The 25,936-nt window shown below is 64.9% G+C and carries 27 protein-coding genes and 1 other RNA gene; 16 read left to right on the forward strand and 12 right to left on the reverse strand.

All coding sequences use genetic code 11. The features are described from left to right. The first annotated feature begins 108 nt into the window (after positions 1-108). The 6 genes from QNO00_RS04240 (at position 109) to QNO00_RS17355 (ending at position 7,490) form a co-directional block, all read left to right on the forward strand. Positions 109-708: a GDSL-type esterase/lipase family protein gene (locus QNO00_RS04240; RefSeq protein ID WP_229965164.1), complete on the forward strand. Its 600-nt coding sequence runs from the start codon at positions 109-111 to the stop codon at positions 706-708. Between the two features lie 384 nt (positions 709-1,092). After that, entirely contained in the window at positions 1,093-2,847 is a 1,755-nt protein-coding gene (locus QNO00_RS04245; protein ID WP_229965163.1) for an ABC transporter family substrate-binding protein, read from the forward strand. A gap of 110 nt (positions 2,848-2,957) precedes the next feature. Next, the gene (locus QNO00_RS04250; RefSeq protein WP_229965162.1) at positions 2,958-4,490 is read left to right on the forward strand and encodes an ABC transporter permease; all 1,533 of its coding nucleotides are present in this window, start codon (positions 2,958-2,960) and stop codon (positions 4,488-4,490) included. 12 nt (positions 4,491-4,502) lie between these two features. Continuing rightward, a complete protein-coding gene (locus tag QNO00_RS04255) occupies positions 4,503-5,540 on the forward strand; it encodes an ABC transporter permease (RefSeq protein ID WP_229965161.1) in 1,038 nt (345 codons plus the stop codon). After that, a complete protein-coding gene (locus tag QNO00_RS04260) occupies positions 5,537-7,324 on the forward strand; it encodes a dipeptide ABC transporter ATP-binding protein (RefSeq protein ID WP_284023736.1) in 1,788 nt (595 codons plus the stop codon). Before QNO00_RS04255 ends, QNO00_RS04260 begins: the two co-directional genes overlap by 4 nt. Positions 7,325-7,415: 91 nt before the next feature. Then, positions 7,416-7,490, forward strand: coding sequence for a 50S ribosomal protein bL37 (locus QNO00_RS17355; protein WP_369299106.1), 75 nt, complete (start codon positions 7,416-7,418; stop codon positions 7,488-7,490). Positions 7,491-7,586: 96 nt separating this feature from the next. Here QNO00_RS17355 and rsrA read toward each other — a convergent pair whose 3' ends face one another. Continuing rightward, complete coding sequence (rsrA, locus tag QNO00_RS04265) at positions 7,587-7,847, reverse strand: mycothiol system anti-sigma-R factor (RefSeq protein WP_229965159.1); 261 nt, start codon at positions 7,845-7,847, stop codon at positions 7,587-7,589. Beyond that, the gene (locus QNO00_RS04270) at positions 7,844-8,683 is read right to left on the reverse strand and encodes a sigma-70 family RNA polymerase sigma factor (RefSeq protein ID WP_269439144.1); all 840 of its coding nucleotides are present in this window, start codon (positions 8,681-8,683) and stop codon (positions 7,844-7,846) included. The genes rsrA and QNO00_RS04270 overlap by 4 nt, the downstream gene beginning before the upstream one ends. Before the next feature lie 201 nt (positions 8,684-8,884). Between QNO00_RS04270 and QNO00_RS04275 the strand changes: the two genes are divergently transcribed. From QNO00_RS04275 to QNO00_RS04310, 8 genes are all read left to right on the forward strand, one after another. Next, entirely contained in the window at positions 8,885-9,466 is a 582-nt protein-coding gene (locus tag QNO00_RS04275) for a DoxX family protein (RefSeq protein WP_229965157.1), read from the forward strand. A 4-nt stretch (positions 9,467-9,470) separates the two neighbouring features. Beyond that, the gene (gene aroA / locus QNO00_RS04280) at positions 9,471-10,835 is read left to right on the forward strand and encodes a 3-phosphoshikimate 1-carboxyvinyltransferase (protein ID WP_284023737.1); all 1,365 of its coding nucleotides are present in this window, start codon (positions 9,471-9,473) and stop codon (positions 10,833-10,835) included. After that, positions 10,835-11,950: a ribosome small subunit-dependent GTPase A gene (gene rsgA, locus QNO00_RS04285; RefSeq protein WP_284023738.1), complete on the forward strand. Its 1,116-nt coding sequence runs from the start codon at positions 10,835-10,837 to the stop codon at positions 11,948-11,950. The genes aroA and rsgA overlap by 1 nt, the downstream gene beginning before the upstream one ends. Before the next feature lie 112 nt (positions 11,951-12,062). Beyond that, entirely contained in the window at positions 12,063-12,872 is an 810-nt protein-coding gene (hisN, locus tag QNO00_RS04290; protein ID WP_229965154.1) for a histidinol-phosphatase, read from the forward strand. 2 nt (positions 12,873-12,874) lie between these two features. Beyond that, positions 12,875-13,690 carry a class I SAM-dependent methyltransferase gene (locus QNO00_RS04295; protein WP_284023739.1) on the forward strand — a complete coding sequence of 272 codons (816 nt, stop codon included), beginning with the start codon at positions 12,875-12,877 and terminating at the stop codon, positions 13,688-13,690. Continuing rightward, entirely contained in the window at positions 13,687-14,163 is a 477-nt protein-coding gene (locus QNO00_RS04300) for a fluoride efflux transporter FluC (protein WP_284023740.1), read from the forward strand. Before QNO00_RS04295 ends, QNO00_RS04300 begins: the two co-directional genes overlap by 4 nt. Continuing rightward, positions 14,160-14,531, forward strand: a complete 372-nt coding sequence (locus QNO00_RS04305) for a fluoride efflux transporter FluC (protein ID WP_229965151.1) — start codon at positions 14,160-14,162, stop codon at positions 14,529-14,531. The genes QNO00_RS04300 and QNO00_RS04305 overlap by 4 nt, the downstream gene beginning before the upstream one ends. A gap of 152 nt (positions 14,532-14,683) precedes the next feature. Beyond that, positions 14,684-15,796 carry a carboxylate-amine ligase gene (locus tag QNO00_RS04310; RefSeq protein WP_284023741.1) on the forward strand — a complete coding sequence of 371 codons (1,113 nt, stop codon included), beginning with the start codon at positions 14,684-14,686 and terminating at the stop codon, positions 15,794-15,796. Positions 15,797-15,889: 93 nt separating this feature from the next. Here the strand turns inward: QNO00_RS04310 and QNO00_RS04315 are convergent, their stop codons facing one another. Continuing rightward, positions 15,890-16,336 (reverse strand): YrdB family protein, encoded by a 447-nt coding sequence (locus QNO00_RS04315; protein ID WP_284023742.1) that lies wholly within the window; start codon positions 16,334-16,336, stop codon positions 15,890-15,892. A 35-nt stretch (positions 16,337-16,371) separates the two neighbouring features. Then, a complete protein-coding gene (locus QNO00_RS04320; RefSeq protein WP_284023743.1) occupies positions 16,372-18,081 on the reverse strand; it encodes a glycoside hydrolase family 13 protein in 1,710 nt (569 codons plus the stop codon). A gap of 252 nt (positions 18,082-18,333) precedes the next feature. Between QNO00_RS04320 and QNO00_RS04325 the strand changes: the two genes are divergently transcribed. Together QNO00_RS04325 and QNO00_RS04330 are read left to right on the forward strand one after the other, a co-directional pair. Continuing rightward, positions 18,334-18,825, forward strand: a complete 492-nt coding sequence (locus QNO00_RS04325; protein ID WP_229965147.1) for a DUF1269 domain-containing protein — start codon at positions 18,334-18,336, stop codon at positions 18,823-18,825. Between the two features lie 201 nt (positions 18,826-19,026). After that, complete coding sequence (locus QNO00_RS04330) at positions 19,027-19,344, forward strand: hypothetical protein (protein WP_331461757.1); 318 nt, start codon at positions 19,027-19,029, stop codon at positions 19,342-19,344. 78 nt (positions 19,345-19,422) lie between these two features. Here the strand turns inward: QNO00_RS04330 and QNO00_RS04335 are convergent, their stop codons facing one another. From QNO00_RS04335 to QNO00_RS04370, 8 genes are all read right to left on the reverse strand, one after another. Further along, entirely contained in the window at positions 19,423-20,058 is a 636-nt protein-coding gene (locus tag QNO00_RS04335) for a uracil-DNA glycosylase family protein (protein WP_229965145.1), read from the reverse strand. Between the two features lie 341 nt (positions 20,059-20,399). Next, positions 20,400-20,769: a transfer-messenger RNA gene (gene ssrA, locus QNO00_RS04340) on the reverse strand. Between the two features lie 77 nt (positions 20,770-20,846). Then, entirely contained in the window at positions 20,847-21,209 is a 363-nt protein-coding gene (locus QNO00_RS04345) for a hypothetical protein (RefSeq protein ID WP_229965144.1), read from the reverse strand. Next, a complete protein-coding gene (gene smpB, locus QNO00_RS04350; protein ID WP_229965143.1) occupies positions 21,209-21,682 on the reverse strand; it encodes an SsrA-binding protein SmpB in 474 nt (157 codons plus the stop codon). Before smpB ends, QNO00_RS04345 begins: the two co-directional genes overlap by 1 nt. A 42-nt stretch (positions 21,683-21,724) precedes the next feature. Next, the gene (locus QNO00_RS04355) at positions 21,725-23,131 is read right to left on the reverse strand and encodes a peptidoglycan DD-metalloendopeptidase family protein (RefSeq protein ID WP_284023744.1); all 1,407 of its coding nucleotides are present in this window, start codon (positions 23,129-23,131) and stop codon (positions 21,725-21,727) included. A gap of 53 nt (positions 23,132-23,184) precedes the next feature. Then, positions 23,185-24,096 (reverse strand): permease-like cell division protein FtsX, encoded by a 912-nt coding sequence (ftsX, locus tag QNO00_RS04360; RefSeq protein ID WP_284023745.1) that lies wholly within the window; start codon positions 24,094-24,096, stop codon positions 23,185-23,187. Next, positions 24,093-24,887, reverse strand: a complete 795-nt coding sequence (ftsE, locus tag QNO00_RS04365) for a cell division ATP-binding protein FtsE (protein ID WP_284023746.1) — start codon at positions 24,885-24,887, stop codon at positions 24,093-24,095. Before ftsE ends, ftsX begins: the two co-directional genes overlap by 4 nt. A 175-nt stretch (positions 24,888-25,062) precedes the next feature. After that, entirely contained in the window at positions 25,063-25,926 is an 864-nt protein-coding gene (locus QNO00_RS04370) for a 3-hydroxybutyrate dehydrogenase (RefSeq protein ID WP_284023747.1), read from the reverse strand. Positions 25,927-25,936: the final 10 nt, after the last annotated feature.

A 25,936-nucleotide genomic window follows, 5' to 3' on the forward strand; every position in this document is an offset into this window, starting at 1 on the left:
CCGCCACCCAATCGTTGTAAATCCCCCCCTACCCCCCCCGGCGGCGTTGGGGGGGGGGGGGCGCGGGGGCCCCCCCACCCCGTTTTTTGTGACCGGAGAAGGTGACTAGTGGAACAACGCAAAATCAGGCTTGCAGCCGTTGGGGACGAGCTGCTGGCCGGGCACGGAGACCCGCGGGCCCTGGGCTGGCTGGGCCGAGTCTTGGCCCGCACCACGCCCGAAAACGTGAGCGTTCAGGCGTACGCACTGGCTGCGCCCCAGGAGGGGACTGAATCCCTCGCCAACCGCTGGCTGCAGGAAGCGGGACGCCGGTTCGATGACCGCTGCGAGAACCGCTTGGTAATCGGGCTGTCGGACCGCGACCTTGACCTTGGCTTGTCGACGGCGCGCAGCCGCCTCAACCTCGCCAATATCCTGGACGGTGCGGCGCAGATGAACATTAAAGTCTTCGTTGTGGGCCCCCCGCCCTGCCTGGATGCTGAGCGGAACCGCCGAATTTCGGATTTGTCCGCTGCTTTCGGCGACGTGACGACACGGCGCAAGCATGTGTATGTGGACACCCTCACCCCGCTGCTGAATCACGAGCAGTGGCGCACCGATCTGGCTTCCAACGGCGGCACTCCCGGGCAGGCAGGTTACGGCCTGATCGCCTGGCTGGTCCTGCACCGCGGGTGGTACCGCTGGCTGGACCTGCCGGAAATGAACTGAGCGGCAAGGCTTTACCGGACATCCTGAGAGGACATCCGAATAAGCCGTATTGAAATGAGGGCCCCGGCAGCAGCCGAGGGCCCTCGTTTCGTTAAGACAAACTGTGCCCGTGACACGGCACCCTTGACGCACACCGCGCCGTTGCGACACGCCCGCAGAACAGCGGGTGGAAACTCCGCGGCGCAGGCTCCGGCGACGCCCTGACATGGTCCTGCACCGCTTTTCCCCAAGCCGCTCAGGTAACGATCGGTTAACATCCGCTAACAGTTTGCACACTGGAAACAAATAGTGGCTAGTCTTTCGGACATGTGGCGGTCATCACGGCCGCTTTGGGGGAGCCGCCGATGGTGGTTCCTGACGACTCATCCTCAGTTAGGACTACGAATGCGTACAAAGCGCACGGCAACTCTTGCCGCACTTTCCGTGGGAGCGCTCTTCCTTGGCGCCTGCGGTTCAGCCGGAGGCGGCGAAACCGCCGAATCCGACACCACGGAGGACGCCAACCTCGCGTCGTCCATTTCCGTAGCCATTAGCCAGGCGCCGGACTTCTACAACGGCGGAACGTCCAAGTCCAACAGCGTGTACAACACCTACGTGGACAACCTGGTGCACAGCAACTTCTCGGAGTACAGCCCCGAAGGCGTCATCCGCAACGAGGAGTTCGGCACCTTCGAAAAGGTCAGTGATGATCCCCTGACCGTGAAGTACACCATCAACGAGGACGCCGTATGGTCCGACGGCACGCCGATCGACTTCGACGACGTCCTGCTGAACTGGGCGGCTTTCTCCGGCAAGGTCCTGGAGGGCGAAGCCGAAATCTTCGAGCCCTCCTCCAACAACGGCTACGAATACCTGTCGATGCCCGAGGGCGAAGCCGGGTCCAAGGAGTTCGAGTACGTCTACGAGACTCCGTACGCCGACTGGGAAAACGTGATGATCGGTTCCCTCATGCCCGCCCATATCGCGGCTGAGCAGGGCGGACTGAGCGTTGAAAACGACGGCGAGGCACTCGTCGCCGCGATCCAGGACAACGACCTGGCTTCCCTGAAGCCTGTTGCCGAGTTCTGGAACACCGGCTGGGGTTATGCCGAGGGCCTCCCCTCGCTTCCCGATGCAGCACTGATCCCCTCCTCCGGCCCGTACATTCTGGACAACGCAGCCGGCGGAAACCTGACGCTGACCAAGAATGAGAATTACTGGGGCGAAGAGCGCCAGGGTGCCACGGAGAGCATTGTCTTCAAGACCATCGAGGACACCGAAGCCGTGCAGGCGCTGCAGAACGGTGACGTGGACATCATTGAACCGTCCGGTCCCACCGGTGACACCAAGGACCAGATCGAAGCCATCGGTGAGTCGGTCTCCCTGCTTACCGGTACGGGCATGACGTTCACCCACATTGACCTGGACCAGTCCGAAAACGGCGTGTTCAAGGACCTCAAGGTCCGCCAGGCGTTCTCCAAGTGCGTTCCGCGCCAGGACATCGTGGACAAGTTCGTCAAGCCGGTCGACCCGGAGGCCACCGTGCTGAACCTGCGCGACTTCCAGCAGTCGCAGCCGGAATACGACGAAGTTCTTGAAGCAGCCCCGTCCGCCAGCGAATACGACGAGGTTGACCTCGAAGGCGCCAAGGCGCTGATGGAAGAGGCCGGCAAGACCGAGCCCGTTGACGTCCGTATGCTGTTCTCGTCGGCAAGCCAGGTGCGCGCCGATATCACTGCCCTGATCAAGGATTCCTGCGACCAGGCCGGCTTCAACATCATCGCCACCCCCGACGCCGAGTGGACCGCGAAGCTCGATGAGCTCGGCTCCTGGGATGCCGCACTCTTCGGCTGGTCCGGTTCAGGCCTGGTAGCCAGCGCACAGTCGATCTACGACTCCGAGGGCGTCCAGAACTACGGCAAGTTCAAGAGCGAAAAGGTCGACGAGCTGTGGGACGAAATTGCCCGCACCACTGAAGCCGACAAGGTGCTGGAGCTGAAGAAGGAACTCGAAGAGGAACTGGCCAAGGACGTCTACAACGTCGTTCTTTACACCCAGGCCGACATTGTTGCCCACAACTCCGGCATGGAGAACGTGGAGTACAACCCCACTCAGAGCGGCGTGACATGGAACGCCTTCAAGTGGACCAAGCAGGCCTAACCAAGGCCTCGCGCCTCAACGGTTAGAAGCCGGGATGGGCAGACCAGTGGTCTGCCCATCCCGGCTTTGTGCCGCAACGGCTTTTCGTACCATCCCCATAGGAGCCTTCGGTGTTCTTCTTCATCCTTAAAAGAGCGGTGACCTCGTTCTTCATCCTGCTCGCAGCCACCGTGCTGATGTTCGTCCTGGCCGTCAACTCGGGAGATCCCCTCCAAGAATTCTTCGAACTGCAAAGCGCTGAACGCGACGCACGCATCGCCCAGACCACTGCGGCGCTCCACCTGGACGAACCCGTGGCGGTTCGTTACCTGCTGTGGCTGCAGGAAGTGGGCCGGTGCATCATTCCCGGGGGCGCCGAGTGCACGCTGGGCCTGAACCGGGCCGGCAATCCCGTCATCGAACAGCTGCAGACCGCCATCGGCTCGACGTTCCGGCTCGTTGTTGTCGCCACCCTCGTCGCCCTTTTCCTCGGTGTTGCGATCGGCCTGGTCACCGCCCTGCGCCAGTACAGCGTCTTCGATTACTCCATCACCTTCGTTGCTTTCCTGCTCTTCTCCATGCCGCTGTTCTGGCTCTCCACCCTGCTCAAGCAGTACCTGGCGATCAACCTGAACACCTGGCTCTCCAATCCCCAAATGTCGTATCTGGGCATAGCAGGCATAGGACTGGTTGCCGGAATCGTCGGGGCCGTAGCCCTCGGCGGAGACCGGCGGCGCCGTCTGCGTGTCTTCGCCATTGTTGCCGTTGGCACCTCGGTCACGTTCTATCTGCTGCTCATCTCGAACTGGTTCAAAACACCGGGGCTGGGCCCGATTGGCCTGTTCTTCACGGCTTTTGGCCTGGCACTTGGCATCACGGCCATGCTGGCGGGCTTCCGCCGGCGCCGCATCCTGGTCGCCGCACTTGCCACGGCAGCCGCCGGATTCATCGGATACCTGGTGACCCAGCCTCTGATGGAAGACCCGAGCTGGACCATCATCGCCGGGCTTGCGGTCCTGACGGTGCTCGTATCACTGGCCATCGGCCACTTCGTCGGCGGACCCTATGCCAAGCAGACCCGCAACCTCACGGCAGTCATCGGCCTGAGCATCGGCTTCTTCGTCTTCATCGACGCACTCCTCGGTGCCTACCCCTCCCTGTCCCGTAAAAATGGCGGCCGTCCTATTCCCACCACCGGCTCATCGACGCCGAACCTGGAGGGCACCTTCTGGGAAATCAACCTGGATTACGCCCTGTACCTGGTACTGCCCACGATCGCCATCATGCTGATCTCTTTCGCCACGTACACCAGGTACACGCGTGCCAGCATGCTCGAAGTCATGAACCAGGACTACGTCCGGACGGCACGGGCCAAGGGCCTGAACGAACGGTCAGTGGTTGTCAAGCATGCCTTCCGCAATGCGATGATCCCCATCACCACCCTGATGGCGTTCGATTTCGCCGGAGTCCTCGGCGGTGCCGTGATCACGGAAGCCGTGTTCGGCTGGAGCGGCATGGGCAGGATGTTTACGGATGGCCTGCACGACGTCGATCCGAACGTGATCATGGCGTTCTTCCTGGTGACCGGCGTAGCCGCGGTGACCTTCAACATGCTGGCCGACATCGCGTACGCGTTCCTCGACCCGCGCATTAGCCTGAACTGATAGGCGGACATCATGACTGAAAAAATCCCGTCCGGAACCACCGGCAGCAGTCCGGAACTGACGAGCATGACTCTGGAAAGCCAGCGAACGAACATCGCAGACTCGCCCGCAACCCGGGCAGTGACTGCCGATCCGGAGATTACCGCCGCAAAAAGCCAGGGCCAGCTGGTCAGGGAGAGGTTCTTCCGCCACAAGGGTGCCCTCGCCGGCATGAGCGGACTGATCTTCATCGTCCTGCTGGCCTTCACCTCGATCGGACTCTCCGTGGGGCCGATCCGCATCCCCGGCTGGTGGCCGCATACCTTCTCGTCGGTCATGCCGATGGAAGACGGCGGAGCCCCCACACTGTCCTGGACCGGACTGGGAAACCATCCTTTCGGCCAGGACACCCTGGGACGAGACTACTTCGCCATGACCATGCGCGGGGCCCAGATTTCCCTGACCATCGCCTTCATCGTCGGCATTGTGGGCACCGCAGTCGGGACCGTCATCGGCGCCCTGGCCGGCTACTTCCGCGGCTTTACTGAAGCGGTCCTGATGCGCTTCACCGACGTCATCATCACCATCCCCCTGCTCGTCGTGGCCGCAGTGCTTGCCAGCATCGTCTCGGACTTCGGCATCGTGGTCTTTGCGGTCTTCCTTGGCCTGCTGACGTGGACCAACCTGGCCCGCATCGTCCGCGGCGAGTTCCTCTCCCTGCGGGAGAAGGAGTTTGTCGAGGCGGCCAAATCCGTCGGCGCAAGCTCGAGCCGCATCATCTTCAAGCACATCCTGCCCAACACCGTGGGCGTCATCATTGTGTCCGCGACGCTGGCGATTTCCGGCGCCATCCTGCTGGAGACCGCGCTGAGCTTCCTAGGTTTGGGCGTGCAGCCGCCGGACACCTCACTGGGCAAACTCATCAATGAGAACCGGGCGGCCATGACCACCCGCCCCTGGCTCTTCTTCTGGCCAGGCCTCTTCATCGTGGCCATTGCCCTCACCGTGAACTTCATCGGCGACGGCCTCCGGGATGCGTTTGATCCCCGACAGACAAGGAACAAGGCATGAGCTCGGCACCCCTGTACAGCGACGTCAGCCCCCTGGCATCCACGGCCCCGATCCTGGAAGTAGCGGGCCTCGGGGTCGAATTCAACGTGGACAGCAAATGGGTCATGGCGGCCGAGGATGTCTCGTTCACGGTCCATCCCGGCGAGATCCTGGCGATTGTGGGCGAGTCGGGTTCCGGCAAGAGCATGTCGTCCATGGCCCTGCTGGGCCTGCTGCCGGGCAACGGCCGGTCCACCGGCAGCGCCAAGCTGCAGGGCAAGGAGCTGATCGGTGTCCCGCAGTCCGCCCTCCGGAAAATCCGCGGAAACGATATCGCCATGATTTTCCAGGAACCCATGACGGCGCTTAATCCTGTCCTGACGGTGGGCGAACAAATCAAGGAGATCATCGAACAGCACACTGATGCTTCGCCGGCCCAGGCAAAGGCCCGGGCCCTTGAGCTGCTGCGCATGGTGGAAATCCCCGAACCGGAGCGGCGCTACGATTCCTACCCGCACCAGTTCTCCGGCGGCCAGCGCCAGCGGGCCATGATTGCCATCGCCATTGCCAACGATCCCATCCTGCTCGTGGCCGATGAGCCGACCACCGCCCTGGACGTTACGGTGCAGGCGGAAGTCCTGGAGCTGCTCCGGAACCTGAACAGGCGCCTGAACAGTGCCGTCATGCTCATCACGCACGACATGGGTGTGGTCGCCGACCTTGCCGACAAGGTGGTGGTGATGGAAAAGGGCCGCATCGTTGAGGCGGCCCCCGTGGCCGAACTCTTCAACAATCCGCGCGAGGACTACACCCGGCAGCTGCTGGCTGCCGTCCCCCATCTGGGTTCCAAAGTGGGCGGAGTGCTGTCCGCGGTGGAGGTGGAAGACGACGGTTCGCTGCAAATCACCGATGCCCCGCGGGCCGTGCTCAGGGAGTCGGCGGACCTTGCCACCCCGGATGCGGGCGTAGTCCCCGCCCTGCAGCTGACGGGTGTTTCGATTGAATACCCCGGCCGCTTCCGCCAGCCGGGCTTCAAAGCCGTCTCGGACGTCTCCTTCGTCATCAACCCCGGCGAGGTTATGGGCCTGGTGGGCGAGTCCGGATCGGGGAAATCAACCATTGCCCGCGCCGTCACGGGATTGCTTCCGGTCAGCGCCGGCAGCGTGGACATCAACGGCACCAACATCGCCGGCCTCTCCCCCAAGGAGATGCTTCCCCTGCGGCGCAAATTCGCCATCGTATTCCAGGATCCCGCGGCTTCACTGAACCCGCGCATGTCCATTGGCGAATCCATCGGTGAGCCATTGTTCCTCCACGAGAAGCTCTCCCGCACTGACCTGGACCGCCGTGTTGAAGGCCTGCTGGACGACGTCCAGCTGCCAACCAACTTCCGCAACCGTTACCCCCACGAACTCTCCGGCGGGCAGCGCCAGCGCGTCGGCATTGCCCGTGCCCTCTCGCTGCGCCCGTCGCTGCTGGTGGCCGACGAACCCACGTCAGCACTGGATGTTTCGGTTCAGGCACGCGTGCTGGCCCTGCTCCAGGACCTGCAGCAGCAGTACGGCTTCGCCTGCCTCTTTGTGAGCCACGACCTGGCCGTGGTGGAAATCCTGGCCAGCCATATCGCCGTGCTGAACAAGGGGATCATGGTCGAACAGGGGTCAACGGAACAGGTGCTGAAGTATCCGCAGGACGCGTACACGCGCCGGTTGCTGGCCGCAGCGCCGGTCCCGGATCCCGCCGAGCAGGCACTGCGCCGGGAACAGCGCAACGCCATCATGGCCGCGGGCAGTTCCGTCTCGTAACCCGAAAGCATCCGGGCCCCGGTTTAGGTTGTCGGGCTCACCCTGTGGGACACTGGAGGGCAGAACTTTCAGCAAAACGAAGGAGGCAGCTATGAGCAAGCGTGCACGCAAGCGTCGTGATCGTAAGCGCGGCGGCGCCAACCACGGTAAGCGTCCCAACACTTAAGTCTTGGACTCAGCCGTGTGGCCCATCGCCACTAAGGAAGAACCCCCGGAGCCTTGCGGCTGCCGGGGGTTCTTCTTTTTGGGCCCTCGCCGCCAACTAGTGGTCGGCGGTCTGGATCTGGCTGATTCGAGCCAGGATGCTCGCCTTGAGCGTCTCCGGTGCAGCCTCCGTGCAGGAGCGCTTGACCACCGAGCGGATGACGCACTCAAGGTCGTGTTCCTCGGCGCATTCGGGACACCCGTCCAGGTGCTCCTGGATTTCCACGATGTCGTCATGGGACAGAGCCCCGTCAAGGTACTCGTAGAGCCGTTCGATGCGGGCGTCCTCGCAATCGCCCAGGCTTTGGCAATCGCTCATAGCGTGTTCCCCTGTTTCTTTGTCTGGCCAGCACCGGCGGCGGCAGGTGCCGCCTTGCCGCGGATACCGCGTTCGTGTGCATATTCGGCGAGCAGTTCGCGGAGCATTTTGCGGCCCCGGTGCAGGCGGGACATTACGGTACCGATGGGCGTGTTCATGATTTCCGAGATTTCTTTGTACGCAAATCCCTCCACATCGGAGAAATACACGGCTAGGCGGAATTCCTCCGGGATGGACTGCAGTGCGTCCTTCACATCGGAGTCCGGAAGATGGTCGAGGGCCACTGCCTCAGCCGACCGCAGTCCGGTGGAGCTGTGCTCCGCGGCGCGGGCGAGCTGCCAGTCTTCCACCCCGTCCGAATTTGCCTGCAGCGGTTCACGCTGACGCTTTCGGTACAGGTTGATGTAGGTATTCGTCAGGATCCGGTAGAGCCAGGCCTTGAGATTCGTTCCGGGACGGTACTGGTGGAAGGCGGAGAACGCCTTGGTGTAGGCCTCCTGGACCAGGTCTTCGGCGTCGGAGGGATTGCGGGCCATACGCATGGCCGCGGAATAGAGCTGATCCACGTACTGCATGGCATCGCGCTCGAAACGTATCTTGCGGGCCTCTTCCGATTCGGAAGCGACATCCAGCTCGGAGTCTTCCACCTGGGGGCTGCCTTCCGGCGCATCAGTTCTCATCAATTTCAAGTCTACGGTGCGGCGACCCGACTCCACTCGCAGCTGAACCAATGATGCTGCATCCGGCGGTGCTCCGGCTGTTACCGGCGCATCTGCCGTGACCAAGGCAACTGGCACGTTCACTCTCCTCACTGCATTCGGGGACGCCGCAGCCATGGCCGCGGTGTCCCTTGAAGCCGGCAGATCCTCACTTGGCGGAAATGCCGTATGTTCGCTCAACGCTTCCGTACGGGAGCTTATTCCGCCGCACCGTTCCTGCCCCTCCGGCGGCATAAGATGTGCCGGCTCCGTAAAAGTGCAAAACTAAGAGTATTCTGCCCGGCTATTCCGAGACCGGGCGGCAACCAGGAGGTCAATATGTCCGTTGTCCGTTTGCTCGCCCGCCCGCTGCTCGCCACGGGGTTCATTGCGGCCGGGGTTGACCGCCTGCGGGACGCCGACCAGACTGCCGAGCAGCTGCGTCCCACCCTGAACCGCGTTGGCAGCATGGTCCCTGCTGCGGCCTCCGTCACCGCCAACCCCCAGCTGGTTGCCAAGGTCCTCGGCGCAACCCAGGTAGGTGCCGGTGCGCTGCTCGCCTTGGGCAAGCTTCCCCGCCTGTCCGGCCTGCTGCTTACGGGTACCGCGGTGCTGAATGCGGTGGTTGAGTACAAGAATGCGGAGACCGACACCTCCGATGAACGCCAGGCGCGCCGTGCGGGCCTCCTGAAGAACCTCTCACTCATCGGCGCCGTCCTGCTGGTGGCAGTCGACACCAACGGCCGCCCCGGCCTCGCCTGGCGTGCCGGGCACCTCGCTGACGACACCCGCCGCAGCGTTTCGTCGCTGGGCAAGGACGCGGGCCGCAAGACACGCGCCATTCAGAAGGACGCTGCCAAGCAGCTGAAGAAGGCCAACCGCACCGTCCGCACCACCACAGCCGGCATTGTGGGTTCCTAGCCACATGTCCTCCCCCGCCGAACCGCAGCTCATCTCTCCCTGGCCCGCTCCCCGGGTCTCCGCTCCGCTGGACGCCGATGTCCGTGTGCCTGGTTCCAAGTCCCTGACCAACAGGTACCTGGTGCTGGCGGCACTGGCCGACGGGCCCAGCAGGCTTCGGGCCCCCCTGCACTCGCGTGACACTGCGCTCATGATCGCGTCCCTGCGGGCGCTGGGTGCGGAGGTGCGGGAGGTCGAGGGCGAAGGAGCCTTCGGGCCGGACCTGGAGGTGCATCCGATGGAAACCGGGAGCACCTCCAGTACGGAGATTGACTGCGGCTTGGCGGGGACCGTGATGCGGTTCGTGCCGCCCCTGGCGGCCCTGAAGAACGGCACCACGGCCTTCGACGGCGACCCGCACGCCCGCCGTCGCCCCATGTCCGCAACCATCGACGCCCTCCGCGGCTTGGGTGTGAGCGTGCACGACGACGCCGCCGGCGCCCTTCCGTTTTCAGTGCGCGGCACCGGGGAGGTGGCCGGCGGACGGCTGGACATCGATGCCGGTGCTTCCTCCCAGTTCGTTTCCGCCCTGCTGCTGGCGGGAGCACGCTTCCGGAACGGACTGCACCTCGTCCACGTGGGCGCCGCCCTGCCCAGCCGCGAGCATATTGCCATGACGGTGCAGGTCCTGCGCGGTGCCGGCGTGCACGTGGATGACTCAGTGCCGAACGAGTGGCGGGTGGCCCCCGGCCGCATCCGCGCCTTTGACGTCACCATCGAACCGGACCTGTCCAATGCCGGACCGTTCCTGGCGGCGGCACTGGTCGCCGGCGGCACTGTGCGCATGGCCGGCTGGCCCGACTCGACAGCCCAGGTGGGCGATCGGTGGCGGCAGATCCTGCCGCAGCTCGGCGGCCGGGTGACGCTGTCCGGCGGAACCCTGACCGTCACCGGGACCGGCCGCATTCACGGCGCCGAGCTGGCTGACACCAGCGAACTCGCGCCGACCGTTGCCGCACTGTGCGCCCTGGCGGACTCTCCCTCGGTCCTCACCGGCATCGCGCATCTGCGCGGCCACGAGACGGACCGCCTCGCTGCCCTGGCCACCGAAATCACCCGGCTGGGAGGCGACGCCGAAGAGACGGCCGACGGCCTGGCGATCCGCCCGGCGTCCCTGCACGGCGGGACCTTTGAGACCTATGCAGACCATCGAATGGCAACCGCTGGTGCCCTGATTGGCCTGGCCGTTCCCGGCGTCCTGGTCCAGGACATCGGCACCACGGCCAAGACGCTGCCGGAATTCCCGGAGCTGTGGCAGGAACTGGCCGCCTCGGGCACCTCCCCGGCTTCTCCGCCCGCGGGCTCCGAGCCGAACGGAGGCACCCGCTGATGGGCCGCTCCACCGGCAGCTGGGACGAGTCCGACGTCCGCATCCGCCCCAACAAAAAAGGCTCACGCCCCCGGACCAAGGACCGGCCGGCCTACGATGAGGCGGTCACCGGGCGCATCATCACCGTTGACCGCGGACGCTACACCGCGGTCGTTGACGAAGACACCCCCACCGAACGCATCGTCACCGCCGCCCGGGCCCGTGAACTGCGCCGCAACCCCGTGGTCGCCGGCGACCTGGTCTCGCTGGTCGGTGACGTCTCCGGCGGGCCGGACACCCTGGCCCGCCTCGTCCGCATCCAGGACCGCCGCACCCTGCTGCGCCGCAGCGCCGATGACACCGATCCGGTGGAACGCGCCGTCGTCGCCAACGCCGACCAGCTGGTGATCGTGGTGGCCGCGGCGAATCCGGAGCCGCGCACCGGCTTCATCGACCGCGCCCTCGTCGCGGCCTACGACGCCGGCATCTCTCCCCTGCTGTGCATCACCAAGGCTGACATCAAGGATCCGGCGGAGCTGCTGGCCAATTACGAGCATCTGGACCTGGACGTCATCATCAGCCGCACCGCCGCCGATGACGCCTCCGGCATCGATGCCCGCTCCGACGACGGCCTGTCCGCCCGGCTGCAGGGCGATGCCGTCCAGCAGCTGCACAGCCACCTGGAGGGCAAAGTCTCGGTTTTGGTCGGGCATTCCGGCGTCGGCAAGTCCACCCTGGTCAATGCGCTCACCGGGTCCGCGCGCGCCACCGGCGGCGTCAACGCCGTCACGGGCCGCGGCCGCCACACCTCGTCCTCCGCCCTGGCGCTGAAGGTCCTCGACGCCCCCGCCGGCAGCTGGATCATCGACACGCCCGGCATCCGTTCCTTCGGCCTGGCGCATGTGGACCCGGACCGGATCCTGCAGGCCTTCCCCGATCTTGTGCCGGGCACTGAAACCTGTGAACGCGGCTGCCGCCACGATGATCAGGCCCGGGACTGCGGCTTGGATCCGTGGGTGGCATCGGGACAGGCCGGCGCTGCCGGCCCGGCCCGGCTGGCATCGCTGCGGCGGCTGCTGGGATCCGGCACCCGGACCGAGAACCGGGCCTCCGCCAAGGAATTGGGCGCCCAGTGAGGCGTGCAGCACCGGTGCCTGCACGCAGCTGCACTCCCGAAACGGCACCGCAACAGGCCCACAGCCGAGTAATCGTGGGCGCTGCCCACCGAATAAGGATAAGTTGAACCGTATGCCGTTCGCTCAGAGTTACAACGATGACCTGCGACTCGCCCATGTCATGGCCGACTCCGTGGACGATCAGACGATGTCCCGTTTCAAGGCCCTGGACCTGAAAATTGAAACGAAGCCGGACCTCACCCCCGTCACCGACGCGGATAAGGCTGCCGAGGACGCGATCCGCGGGCAGCTCTCCCGTGCCCGTCCCCGGGATGCTGTCCTGGGTGAGGAATTCGGCTCCACCGGCTCCGGGCCGCGCCGCTGGGTGATCGACCCCATCGACGGCACCAAGAACTTCATCCGCGGCGTTCCGGTCTGGGCCACGCTGATTTCCCTGGTCGACGACGGCGTTCCCGTCCTTGGCGTGGTCAGCGCGCCCGCCCTGGGCAAGCGCTGGTGGGCCGCCACCGGAACCGGCGCCTACATGGGCCGCTCGCTGGCGTCCGCCACCCGGCTGCGGGTCTCCAACGTCTCCAACCTCGCTGACGCGTCACTGTCCTACTCCAGCCTGGGCGGCTGGAAGGACCGCGGCAACTTCGACGAGTTCATCGGACTCACCGAGTCCGTCTGGCGCACCCGGGCGTTCGGCGACTTCTGGTCGTACTGCATGGTGGCCGAGGGCGCCGTCGACATCGCCTGCGAGCCGGAGCTGAACCTCTACGACATGGCCGCCCTGGTGCCCATCATCACCGAGGCCGGCGGCCGCTTCACCTCGCTGGAGGGCGAGGACGGGCCCTTCGGCGGCAACGCCCTCGCCACGAACGGCGCCCTGCACAGCGAGGTGCTCAACCGCCTGAACCCGGGCCTGGACGACCTCCTCTAACGGTGGCAGGCACAACGCCGGGTCCGCGGCTGGAGGCAGTGCGGCGCCGCCAGCTGGCGCGAAGTTACGAGGACGGCGGGGAGCACTACGACCGGATCCGGCCCGGATATCCTTCCGAAGCCGTCCAGTGGCTCTTCGCCGGTGTTTCCGGCCCGGCCGCTGCGCCGGGGGCGCAGGTGGCCGATATCGGTGCCGGTACCGGCAAATACACGCGCTGCCTGGTGTCCGCCGGATACCGGCCCACCGCCGTCGACCCCTCGGCCGACATGCTCAGCCAGCTGCAGCAGGCGCTGCCCGGGATTCCCGTCGTCGTGGGTACGGCAGAGGACACCGGGCTGCCGACCGCCTCGATGGACGCTGCCACGGTGGCGCAGGCCTGGCACTGGTGCGATCCCCTGGCTTCGAGCACTGAGCTTGCCCGGGTGCTGCGCCCGGGCGGTTTTCTGGGACTCATCTGGAACCAGCTGGACGTCAGCGTCCCCTGGGTGCACCGCTACTCCCGCATCATCCACGCCGGCGATGTGCTGCGGCCCGGTTTCCGGCCGGCCGTCGGTCCGGAGTTCGTCCCTGACGCCTCCCACACCACGCACTGGTCCCAGCAGATGACCCCGGAAGACCTGATGGAACTGGCCAAGTCCCGGTCCTACTACCTCTCCGCCGCGGCGCCGGTCCGGGAGAAGGTCATGGCCAACCTGACCTGGTATCTCTTCGAACATTTGGGCCACCGTCCCGGCGAACCGCTGGATCTGCCCTACCTCACGCTTTCCTGGCGCATGGTCCCCGCCGCACGCCCCGCTGCAGGCCTGCCGGGCCAATGACCCCGCAGCCCGGCACCGGCCGCCCCGGAGCACCCCGGCTGGGCTGGCCGGTTTGGGCCGCCGTCGCCGCCGGAGCCTTCGCCGGTGCGGAGGTTCGATACGGGCTGCTGCAGGTGTTTGCTCCGGAGCCGGGATCCGTGGACTGGGCCACCCTTGGGATAAATGCCGGAGCCAGTCTGGCCCTGGGGTTCCTCACCTCGTGGTGGCTGTCCCGCCCGCAGACGCCCTTCTGGCTCAAGGCCGGCCTGGGTCCGGGATTCCTGGGTTCTTTCAGCACTTTCTCGGCGCTGGCCCTGTCCCTCGAGCTCCCTCTCAGCGCCGGCCGGCACGGTGTCTGGATCAGCAGCCTCGCCCTCAGCCTGGCGGGCGGCCTGGCCGCCGCCGCTGCCGGACTGTGGCTGGGGTCCCGTGCCGGAGCGGCCGCTGCCGTTCGCCGTCGCAGCGTCCGTCGTCATCCAGGGGACGCGTCGTGACAGCCCTCTGGGTGGGGGCGGCAGCAGTGCTGGGGGCGCTGGTGCGCTTCGCCCTGGATTCCTGGTTTGCCCGGCGGCAGCGCCCCGGGAAGGCCGCTTTTCCACTGTCGACCCTGCTGGTGAATGCAGCCGGATCCTTCCTGATCGGCTGGTGCTTTGCGCTGCTGACCCGAGGTGCCATCGGTCCCGGGGAATATCCGGTTGCCGCCGCCGGACTGGCCGGCGGCCTCACCACCTTCAGCTCCTGGACCGTGGGCACGCTGACCCTGTGGCTCGATGGCCGGCGGATGGCTGCGGCAGTGAATGTGACCGCCAACCTGGTACTCGGTGTCGCAGCCGCCGGCGCCGGACGACTGCTCGCCGCCTGAGAGCCGCTACCTGTCCTCCAACCCCCGGGCACATGTAATCTGGGGCTCCGACCCCGCGGGGTCCTTCAGCCAGTCCAGTCCCACCAGTCCAGTCCCACCCGTCCATTCCATTCAGTCCAGCCGCCGCTCCACTGCGGAACAGGGGTACTTACGTGGTCACATTCGGTATCGAAGAAGAATTCATGCTCATGGATCCGGCAACGGCGGCGCCGAGTGCCCGTGCCGCAGAGGTCATCGGAGCGCTGACCCCCGGCGACGGCGACAGCTTCACGAGTACCGCTGAGTTCCTGGCCTGCCAGGTGGAAAGCACCACACCCATCTGCACCGAACCTGAAGAGGCGCTGGCCTCGCTGCTCGACTTCCGCGGACGGCTCGCCGCTGCCGCGGCGGCAGCAGGGCTTGCCGCCGCCCCCACCGGTGCCGCACCCCTGGTCGCGGCCGGCCCCGCACTGGTGAGCGGCACTGCGCGCTACCAGCAAATGAGTACGATCGCCGGGGGCGTCGGCGATGAGCAGTATGTCAACGGCACGCACGTCCATGTTGCGGTCCCCAGCCGGGGCGAAGGCGTGCAGGTATTGAACCGCCTGCGCCCGTGGCTCGCCACCCTCGGAGCGATCAGCACCAACTCCCCGTATTGGCAGGGACGGGACAGCAGGTTCGCCAGCTGGCGGATCATCCACTACCGCCGGTGGTCGGTGCAGGGTTTTCCGCCCCATTTCTCCGACGCAGCGGATTACGACGCCCGGATCGCGCGGCTCACTGCCACCGACGTCGTTCTGGATCCCGGCCACGTCGGCTGGATTGCCCGCCTGTCGGACAATTTTCCCACCGTGGAAGTCCGTGTCGCCGATGCCCAGCTGGAAGCCAGGGACGCTGTCCTGCTGGCGCTGATGATCCGCGGACTGGTGACGACGCTGCTGGCGGAAGGGGACACCGATCTCGAGGGCAGCACCGATCTGCTGGCCGATCCGGAAATCCTGGACGCCGGCCTGTGGCAGGCTGCCCGATTCGGACTGCGCGGAAACCTGCTGGACCACGGAGCCGGGGGCGGGCATCTGGGCCGCGCCGCAGCGAACCAGGTGGGTGCCCTGTTGGAGTATATTCGTCCCGCGCTGGAGGAATCCGGTGACTATCCCTATGTGCGGACCGGCATGGCACATGTGCTGGCGGCAGGAACCGGCGCCCAGCGGCAGCGGGAGGCCGTCCGCCGCGGCGGCTTTGCCGGCCTCGGTCCGCTGTTCGCACAGTCCCTGACCGCCCAGTAAAGCCCGCGGATCCTCGGGCTGCGCCGAGGCCGGCTTTTATTCAGTGCCGGTGCTTGCTTGGGGTCTGGTGTGTGCTCAGCGTCTGGTGCTTGCTCAGCGTCTGGCCGAGCGCCGGCCGGCGGGCCGGGCCGGTGCCGCAACGGCCGGATAACCGGAGACCAGGTCCCACACCAGGTTGACGACGGCGCCTGCCGCCAGGAGCAGCCCCGCCAGTGCCAGTCCGCTGAGCATCAAGGCCCCTGCGCCGGCAAGGAACACTCCGGCAGCGACCAGGGGCAGCGCCGGCCAAGGCAGCCGGTGTTTCGCCCGGGGCGCCATCAGCAGCCCCCAAAACAGCACCGCAACCGTCAGCGCACCGGCGGCGGCAAGAGCCTCATATCCGGGGAAGACGGCTATGGCCCCGTACGCCACAGCGAAAAGCAGCGCCGTCTCGAGCGCGAAAGCCAATACCTGCCGTGCGATTCCGGGCCGTGGCCGGCGCCCGACGTCAGTGGCAGCCTGCGCGGAGCCGCTGTCCCGGGAGAATTCTTCCTCTGTCACAGGAGACACTTTAGACCCAGCCGCGGCGAAACCGCCTACCCGGTCTCATAGGTTGAAATATCCACAATCCGCGCCTCCCAGGGACGCAGCCGGTGCGGGTCTCCCGGTTCGCCGTAATTGCCCAGGATGAGGTCGCCCGAGCCCAGGTTCGAGGGCAGTTCCAGCTCCTCTCCGGACACATTGGCCGCCACCAGAATCTGCTGGTCTCCGCGGCTGCGGCGGAAGGCATACAGCACGGGATGCTCAGGATCGAGCAGGTGAAAGTCCCCCAGTGCCACCACCGTGGATTCGTGCCGGAGGCGGATCAGCTGCTGGTAGTAGCGGTAGATGGAGCGGTCCGAGACCCGGTCCGTCGCTGCGTTGATCTCGGGGAAGTTCGAGTTCACCGGTATCCAGGGGGTCCCGGTGGTGAAACCGGCATTGGGTTCCCCCGTCCAGTGCATCGGGGTGCGTGCATTGTCGCGGCTCATCGCGGCCAGGGCGCGCAGCGCCGTCTCCGGGCCGGTCCCGCGGAGAACCGCATCGGCATAGAAGTTCAGCGATTCCACGTCGCGGTAGTCGTTGATGGAGGTAAAACCGGCGTTGGTCATGCCCAGCTCCTCGCCCTGGTAGACGTAGGGCGTGCCGCGGTGCAGGTGGAGCAACGTTGCCCACAGGGTTGCCGATTCATACCGGTACCCGCCGTCGTTTCCGAACCGGGAGACGTGCCTCGGCTGGTCGTGGTTGCCCAAATACAGGCTGTTCCATCCGGTCGTTGCCAGTCCGCGCTGCCAACGGTTCCAGCTGGTCTTGAGGTCGCGCAGGTCCAGTTCCCGGTAGTCCCATTTGTTGCCCGGGCGCTGATCCAGGCTGACATGCTCAAACTGGAAAACCATATCCAGTTCGCCCCGGTGCGGATCGGTGAACAGCAGTGCCTGTTCCACGGTGGCCCCCGGAGTCTCCCCCACCGTGAGGTAGTCCCCGGTCCGGTCCGCAAACACGGCGCGCCGCATTTCCTGCAGGAACTCGTGGATCCGTGGTCCGGAGGTGAAATGCGGCGCCCCGTCACCCCAGACTCCCCCGGGTTCGACCACGCCGTCGGGCAGGGCCGGGTCCTTGGAAATGAAGTTGATGACGTCCATCCGGAACCCGTCCACTCCCCGGTCCAGCCACCAGTTCATCATGTCGTGGACTTTGGCCCGGACCCGGGGGTTCTCCCAGTTCAGGTCCGGCTGCTGCGGGGTGAAGAGGTGCAGGTAGTACTGCTCCGTGGCGGCGTCGTAGGTCCACGCCGAACCGCCGAAGTGGGAGCCCCAGTTGTTGGGCTCGGCTCCGGGCTCGCCCGGATCAAATCCGGGCCGCGGATCCCGCCACCAGTAGGAATCCCGTTCCGCGTTGTTCCGGGAGGATGCTGAAATGCGGAAGGCCTCGTGTTCGCTGGAGGTGTGGTTCACCACCAGGTCCATGATGAGCTTCATGCCGCGGGAGTGAATGCCGGCGAGCATTTCGTCGAAGTCAGCCTCGGAACCGTACATGGAGTCAATCCGGCGGTAGTTGCTGATGTCGTAGCCGTTGTCGAACTGCGGTGACTCGTGAACCGGCGACAGCCAGATCACGTCCACGCCCAGCTCCGCCAGGTAGTCCAGCTTGCCCGTAATCCCCTTCAGGTCCCCGTTGCCGTTGCCGGTGCTGTCGGCGAAGCTGCGGGGATAGATTTGGTAGACGACGGCATTTGTCCACCAGGCCGGCAGATCGGGATCCCTCATGCTGGCGCCTTTCGCTCGGCCCCGCTGGATACCGGGCTCCTGCCGCGGCCGCCTGCACGCGGGTTGCGAGCATTTTACGCCGACCCCCTGCACCTCGGACAGAGGCTCCGGCAGCTGAGCAGCTCTCTTCCTCCGGGTGGTTCCATTTCCTTGCCACCGTCTTCGCCCGGTCATTAGTGTGGGCGCTACTTCGCCGGGCAGGTCCGCATCTGCGGACGTTTTCCGGCAATCGACCGTTTGGAGACATGTGCCATGGCAACATTGACCGTTTGGAAATTCCCGGACTCAGGCGCTGCCGAGCAGGCCACTGAGACACTGTCCAGCCTGCAGTCGCAGGGCCTCATCAACGTGCAGGATTCGGCATTTGTCACTTGGCCGCAGGACGCGAAAAAGCCGCGCACCGTTCAGGAGCACAACCTCCTTGGGGCCGGCGCTCTCGGCGGCGGGTTCTGGGGTCTCCTGTTCGGCTTGATCTTCTTTATTCCGCTGATCGGCCTGGTGGTTGGTGCTGCCGTGGGTGCTCTTTCCGCCTCCATGGTGGACGTGGGAATCGACGATAACTTCATCAAGCAGGTGCGGTCGGAAGTTACGCCGGGAACATCGGCCTTGTTCGTGCTGTCCTCGGATGCCGTGGAGGACCGGGTCCTGGATGCGTTCCGCAGCAGCTTCCCGGACGCCAAGCTCATCGCCACCAATCTCTCCAAAGAGCAGGAAGCGAACCTGCGCCAGGCGTTCGCTGACTAACTCCCCCGCGCGGTCCCCGTTTCCCGGGAACTGCCGTTGTCTGGCTCCCGGAGGCCGGACCGTCGAGGACGGTCCGGCCTCCGGTCATGAGTGAACCCGCTGCGTCCCGTATCGTTGATGGGGATGATTACCAGACGCCAGGCTGCACTTGCCTTAGATATCCCCGTTGAAATGGCCACCCGCCATGGAATCCCTCCCCGCATGACGGAGCAGGAACTCGCTGACCTGCAGTCCGCACCGCCCCAGTGGCTCGTCCAGTCGCGCGCCAACCGAACGGGAAAGCGTCCCGTCTGGGTTGAGCTGGAGTGTGCGGTCTGCGGCTACCGTGAGAACGCCCGTCCGAAGAAGTGGTGGCCTGACTTTGCCTTCCTTGCCTGCGCCGACCACCCCAGCGCTGACTACCCGGAGCTGCCGGCCGGGCGCGTCCGAGGCGAGTACGACGGCATCGGAACCCGGTTTATCGGCTTTGTGGATGTTCCCCTCGCCGATGTGCCGTCCAAATCAGCGACGGCGGAGTAGCACCCCGAGACAGACAAACCAGGCGCCCTGCATCCGCAGGGCGCCTGGTTTTTTATGCAGCTCTCTTGGGCGTGCCGCTTAGCTTTCGGGAAGGGCCAGCCCGGTGCGGGCCATGGCGTCCTTGTAGGCGATGCGCATCGTGGCCAGGCCGTCTTCCTGCCGCTCAGCGGTTGCGCCGAAAGCGCGTCCGTCAACGGAGCGGGCCTTGTAGATCTTGAAGCTGCGCCGGTAAATCATCCGGTTCTCGGTCTTCAGGAACGCTGCGCACAGCCGCTGGGCCTCAGTGCCGTGGGCGACGATCGCGGAGGCACGCGGCACCAGGGCCAGGAAGCGCAGGAGCGGCTTGAGGCCTTCCTGGATCTGTTCCTTGGTCAGCTTTCCGTTGGGCTCACCGGGGACGAACCACGGGTAGGTGTTCCACGGCATGACATACTCCGGACGCAGGCCCACCTGCCAGTGGACCCCCAGAAGACGCGCGACGGCGTCGTCGTCGCCGGCGGTAATGAATCCGGACGGATGGGCGGTGCCAATGTTGGAGAACAGGCTCACAATGCGGGTGTCTCCCACGTCGTGCATCGGGTCGACGTAGGGCACCTCGGTGCCGGGTTTCAGCGCCTTGAGCGAGTCACAGAGCTGATTGACTTCAGCGACGTTGTCGTCGTAGCGGCGGTTCCAGAGTTCTTCGGATTGTGTTCCATGGTCCAGGCTTTGCATAAAGTGGTGCGTCTCCTACAGGGGTCTTATCGACCGGTTATAGCTCATGTGCCCGGACGGAGCGCGTACGGGCGGATGCTGCCGAGCCGCAGCGCCGGTGCGCGGCGGTATCCAACGGACCCGCCGACAGCGGAAGGCCGAATGCGCTGCCTTGCGAACAGCTCTCCGACTCCTGCCAGTCTAGCAATTCCTACCGGCTGTCCTCCCCCGGACCGGAGGATGGACCCCGGAATTCAGGGAACGTGTGACCAAGGACTCCCGGGAGGGCAGTGCCTGAGGCACACAAAAAAGCAGGGAAAGTGCCCGAAGGCACTTTCCCTGCTTAGTGGAACAATTTTCAGCTGTGGAGATGGGGGGAATTGAACCCCCGTCCGATGTCGTGTTGTCAGGGCTTCTCCGGGCGCAGTCTGCGTTGGATTTTCTCGGCCCCAGCTGTCTTGCAGACAAGCAGCTGATCCGGGCCCAGCCGTCTAAGAGTCCCGAACACGCCAACGGCGAGCATGTTCAGCAGTGGCCCTCTAAATGACGCCAGGATCCGGGACGAGAGCATTCCCGGGCTGACGGACTATGCCCGCTGCTTAGGCAGCGAGAGCGAAGTCAGTGCGCTTTGAATCGGCACTTATTGTTTTGCAAGGAGCGTTTACGAGATAACCCTGCATCCTCGGCCCGCTTCACCTGTCTCGACTAACACCGTCGAAACCTGTCATCCCCATGTGTAATTATCAAACACCGATCCGGGGACCGGTTGGTTAATTGTAGCCCATCTGCGCCGGAGGCTGGAGCTGGAACTAGAACCGGATGCCAAGGACGATGATTGGCATCTCCCACAGCTTGAGGACCACCCAGGAGATCACGGCAAAGAAGACGCCCAGGATGCTCAGTGCCGCTTGGCCGGCAGCCTTGTGCTTCAGCGCCCACACGAAGAGAACAGCGTTGGCAGCAACCAGGACCGGAGCGATCCAGACCAAAAGCGACGCGAGGTAGATGTAGTAGACGAAGAAGAAGGGGACAACAACCAGGATCACAACCGGGATCACGGCCAGCGCGATCAGCAGGTTGACGGTGGTTACCGCCCAGGCCCACAGCGGGGTCCGCCGTTTTTCCTCGATGACGTTCTCTTCGGGCTGCAGCGCCCAGAAGGTGCCGCTCATCAGGCGCCCCGGTTTTTCTCCCGCATGTCACGCAGGGCTTCACGGTTGTCCTGCTTCTCGCGAAGGGTCTGCCGCTTGTCGTAATCGCGCTTGCCTCGGGCTACGGCAATCTCGACCTTGGCACGGCCGTCCAGGAAGTACAGCTGGAGGGGAACAATGGTGAAGCCGGTCTCGCGGGTCTTCTGCATGATCTTGTCCAGCTGCTCCCGGTGCAGCAGCAGCTTCCGGCGGCGGCGGGCCGAATGGTTGGTCCAGCTGCCGTTGAGGTACTCGGGAATGTACGTCGCTTCAAGCCAGAGCTCATCGTTGTAGAACGTTCCGAAGCCATCCACCAACGATGCCCGGCCCTCACGCAGCGACTTCACCTCGGTGCCCATCAAAACCATGCCGGCTTCATAGGTGTCGAGGATTTCGTAGTTGTGCCGGGCCTTGCGGTTGGTGGCCACTACCTTACGGCCACTTTCTTTGGGCACGGTGCAACTCCTTTACGATGAACGGAAAACTCTATTGTAGGCCTACAACAGGCCCATCGGATCAACCAGGGCGCCGTTCAGCACCGTCTCAAAGTGGAGGTGGCAGCCGGTCGAGTTGCCGGTCGTCCCAACGTAACCGATCAGCTGGCCGGCGTTCACCCACTGGCCCACGGATACGACATAGTTCGTCAGGTGGTAGTAGTTCGTGGCCAGTGCGCTGTTGCCGATGACGCCGTGGTTCAGCACCACGCGGTTTCCCGTTCCGATCATTCCGTCCGACTGGCCCTGGTCTGCCCGCCAGACCTCTCCCGAAGCCGGGGCGTAAACCGGGGTTCCACAACTGGCACCAAAATCGATGCCCGAGTGCAGGTAACCGCCGGTGCCGAAGAAGTCGATGCTGCCCGGAGGCGTGGCGCGCCAGCCGAAGCCGGAGGAGATCGGTGCGCTGACGGGAAGGGTCAGGCCAAAGGCGGACGGGTTGGTCGGCGCAGTGGACGGCACCTCAGCCGGCGGAGTGGGCCGGTTGTTGCGTGCGGCCTCTTCGGCTGCCCGGCGGTTCGCCTCGACTACCCGGGCTTCCTCTTCCTTCCGTGCCTTCTCAAGGAGGGCACGCTGCCGTGCCGCAATGTCCTCGGTTGCCTTGACTTTGGCGGTTTCCAGCGAGGCCAGCTGAGCCTGGATAACAGGCTTTCGCGCTTCCAGGTCGGCATTTGCCGCCGCCGTCTGCTCGATCAGGGAGTCGACTTTGGACTTTTCAGCCGCTGCGGCGTCCCGGGCTTCCTGTTCCAGCCTCAGGGCATCCTCTGCCTGCTCCTTGAGACTGGAAATTTCCTCTTCGACCGCCGCCAGGCGTGCTTCCGAGTTTACGTTTGTGGCGCTTTGCTGCGAGAGCTCCTGCATGGCGGCATTCTGGCCGCGCAGGACCTGCTCCGCCAGGCCCATGGAATCCGTGAGGCTGTCAGCACCCTCGGCGCCGAGGATCAGTGAAAAGCTGGAGGGCACCCCGCCGTTTTTGTAGGCCTGGGCCGCGATCTGTCCGATCACTTCCTGCGATTCGTCCATGGCCGCTTGGTCCTGCTCGATCTGCGCGGTAATGGTGCTGCGGGTTTCCTGGGCCAGCGCCACGCGGCCGGTCAGCGCCGTAACCTTGCCGGTGGCTGCTGAAACGCGGCCCTCGGCATCGGTCAGCGCCTGCTGGGCTCCGGGCAGCTGCTGCTGGTAGATCGCCAGCTCGGCGACTTTCCTGCTGGTTTCGGCGTCGAGGTACTCGTAGGTTTCCTGAACCTTCAGCTGCTCGGCCTCAATGGCTGCCTTGCGGTCGTCGAGTTCGTCGGCTGCGGCCGTTCCGCTGAAGGCGAGCGTCAGCGCCAGCATGGCGGATGCCACCACGCCGGCCGTGGTTTTGCGCAGGGCAGGCTTCGGCGCCTGACTCGAATGCGCGCTAACCATTGATGGAACCGTCCATGGAGTTTGTCAGCTTTCTTTCCAGAGTTTGCAACACTCTAAACCCTTAAGTACCTGCGAAGCGTCAGCAGCGAGGATATTCCTGCCAGGAGTGCCCCAACAACGAGTAATACCGGGCTGAGGACCAGTACCTGCTGGGCGGAGATAAACGCTGTTGCGGGATAGGCCTTGGCCAGCGCACCGATGAAAAAGTGTGCCACTGCCCACAGCGTACCTGATGCCAGGACGGCGCCGATGACCGCAGCGATGACGCCCTCGAGAACGAACGGCAGCTGGATGACTGCCTTGGAGGCTCCCACCAGGCGCATGATGCCTGTCTCCCGGCGGCGGCTGAAGGCCGAGAGGCGGATGGTGGTGGCAATCAGCAGAATGGCACACACCAGCATCACGCCGGCAATTATCAGCGCAATCAGCGAAGCCAGGTTCATAAAGGAGAAGACCTTCTCCAAAAGTTCACGCTGGTCGCTGACTGTTTCCACTCCGGGCATGGAGGAAAACGCTTCATTAATGACTTCATACTTTTCCGGATCCACGAGGGAAACGCGGAAGGACTCCGGCAGCTGGTCTGCCGTCACCGAGTCGACCAGCGGGGAATTGGCGAACTGGTCCCTGAAGTGGCTCAGCGCGGTTGCCTGGTCTTCGTAGTCCACGGAAGCCACGTACTGGGCAAAGGCCGGGGAACTCAGCTGCTCCTCGATGGCCTGCCGCTGCTCATCCGTCACCGGGCCGGAGGCACATGAGGGCGTGGTTGAGGAGTCGACGCAGAGGAAGACCGCCACCTGCACCTTGTCATACCAGTAACCCTTCATCTGCCCGATCTGCAGCTGCAGCAGGCCGGCCGCACCGACGAAGGTCAGTGACACGAAGGTCACGAGGATAACGGAGACCACCATGGACAGGTTCCTGCGGATACCCGAGCCGATCTCGCCGAGGATGAATGCCAGCCTCATTTGGCTGCCCCCGCTCCTGCTGCGCCGTTTCCGCTGCCCGGCGATTCGACGTCGGCCGCTTTGGCTGCATCGTCCTGCCTGATGACGGCTCCCTGCTGTGTCTGCGGTGCGCCCAAGTAGATGCCTTCACGCTCGTCACGCACGATCTTTCCGTGGTGCAGTTCGACGACGCGCTTGCGCATCGCGTTCACAATGTCGTCGTCGTGGGTTGCCATCACCACGGTGGTGCCGTTCTGGTTAATCCGGTCCAGCACCTTCATGATTCCCTGCGAGGTGGTGGGGTCCAGGTTTCCGGTGGGCTCATCGGCGAGCAGGATCCCGGGTTTGTTGACGATGGCGCGGGCGATGGCGACGCGTTGCTGCTCGCCGCCGGAAAGCTCATGCGGCAGGCGGTCTTCCTTGCCTTCCAGTCCGACAGTCTTCAGGACCTCGGGCACTGAGTCGCGGATGACGGCGCGGCTGCGGCCGATGACCTGCATGGCGAATGCCACGTTCTGGAACACCGTTTTGTTGGGCAGCAGGCGGAAGTCCTGGAAAACGACGCCGATTCCACGCCGCAGGCGCGGTACGCGCCAGCTGGGAATCTTGGCGACATTTGATCCGGCCACGTAAACGGTCCCGCGGGACGCGTGCTCTTCCTTGAGGATGAGCCGGATGAAAGTCGATTTGCCCGATCCGGAGGCTCCAACCAGAAACACGAACTCTCCGCGGTCCACTTCGAGGTTCACGGAGTTCAGGGCAGGCCTGGAATTGCGGTCATAGACCTTGGTGACGTTGTCGAAAGTGATCATGTCTGCTTAGCGCCCATCGGTGCGGCCGGAAGACGGGCCTTGGTTTGGGATAAGGGCGCCGGCTGTTCGACTATATCGACGGTTCTACTCGAACGTGCAGATTCCGCCCGGTGTGTCGCCGCCCGCCGCCGCGCCCGTCGGGCCGGCGCTGGGGCGCACCTTTTTGAGCCCTCCTTCACCGGCTGGACCATCCCCCGTCCATGGGGTAGGAGGACCCGGTGGCCATACCGGCACTCGGTCCGGCCAGCCATCCGGCAAGGGAGGCAACCTCTTCCGGTTCCACCAGCCGCTTCACTGCGGGCTCCGTCAGCAGGACGGAAGTGAGGACTTCCGTTTCGGAAATGCCGTGGATTCGGGCCTGGTCGGTTATCTGCGCTTCCACCAGGGGTGTGCGGACATACGCAGGGCAGATGCAGTTCGAGGTCACGCCGTGCGGGCCGCCTTCGAGCGCCGTCACTTTGGACAGGCCCTCCAATCCGTGCTTGGCGCTGACATAGGCACTCTTGAACGCCGAGGCGCGCAGCCCGTGGACGCTGGAAATGTTGATGATGCGTCCGAAGCCGCGGGCGTACATTCCGGGCAGTGCCGCCCGGATCAGCAGGAACGGCGCCTCAAGCATGAGGCGGTGGATCAGCCGGAAAGTCTCCGGGTCGAACTCCTCGATGGCAGCGATGCGCTGGATTCCCGCGTTGTTCACGAGAATGTCGGTGTCCAGCACCAGGTCTTCCAGGGCCGAAGTCTGGCTCAGGTCCACATGCCAGGCCGTGCCGCCGATATCGTCGGCGACCCGGGCGGCGGCCGCCGCGTTCAGGTCCGCCACGGTGACCTTGGCACCCAGAGCGGCAAAGTGGCGGGCGCAGGCTTCACCGATTCCGCTGGCGCCGCCGGTTACGACGGCGGTGCGCCCGGCAAGCTCCGCACCGCCGGTTCCGCGCTTCGCCGCGCTGGCCTGCCCGGTCCCGCCGTCGGATATTTTGGCGCCGGATGTTCCGCCGCTGGTGGTTATGCCGCCGGTTGTCTTACCGCCTTGCTGGGCCATGGCACTGCTC

It is taken from the genome of Arthrobacter sp. zg-Y1219 (genome assembly GCF_030125545.1).
Classification (GTDB): Bacteria; Actinomycetota; Actinomycetes; order Actinomycetales; family Micrococcaceae; genus Arthrobacter_B.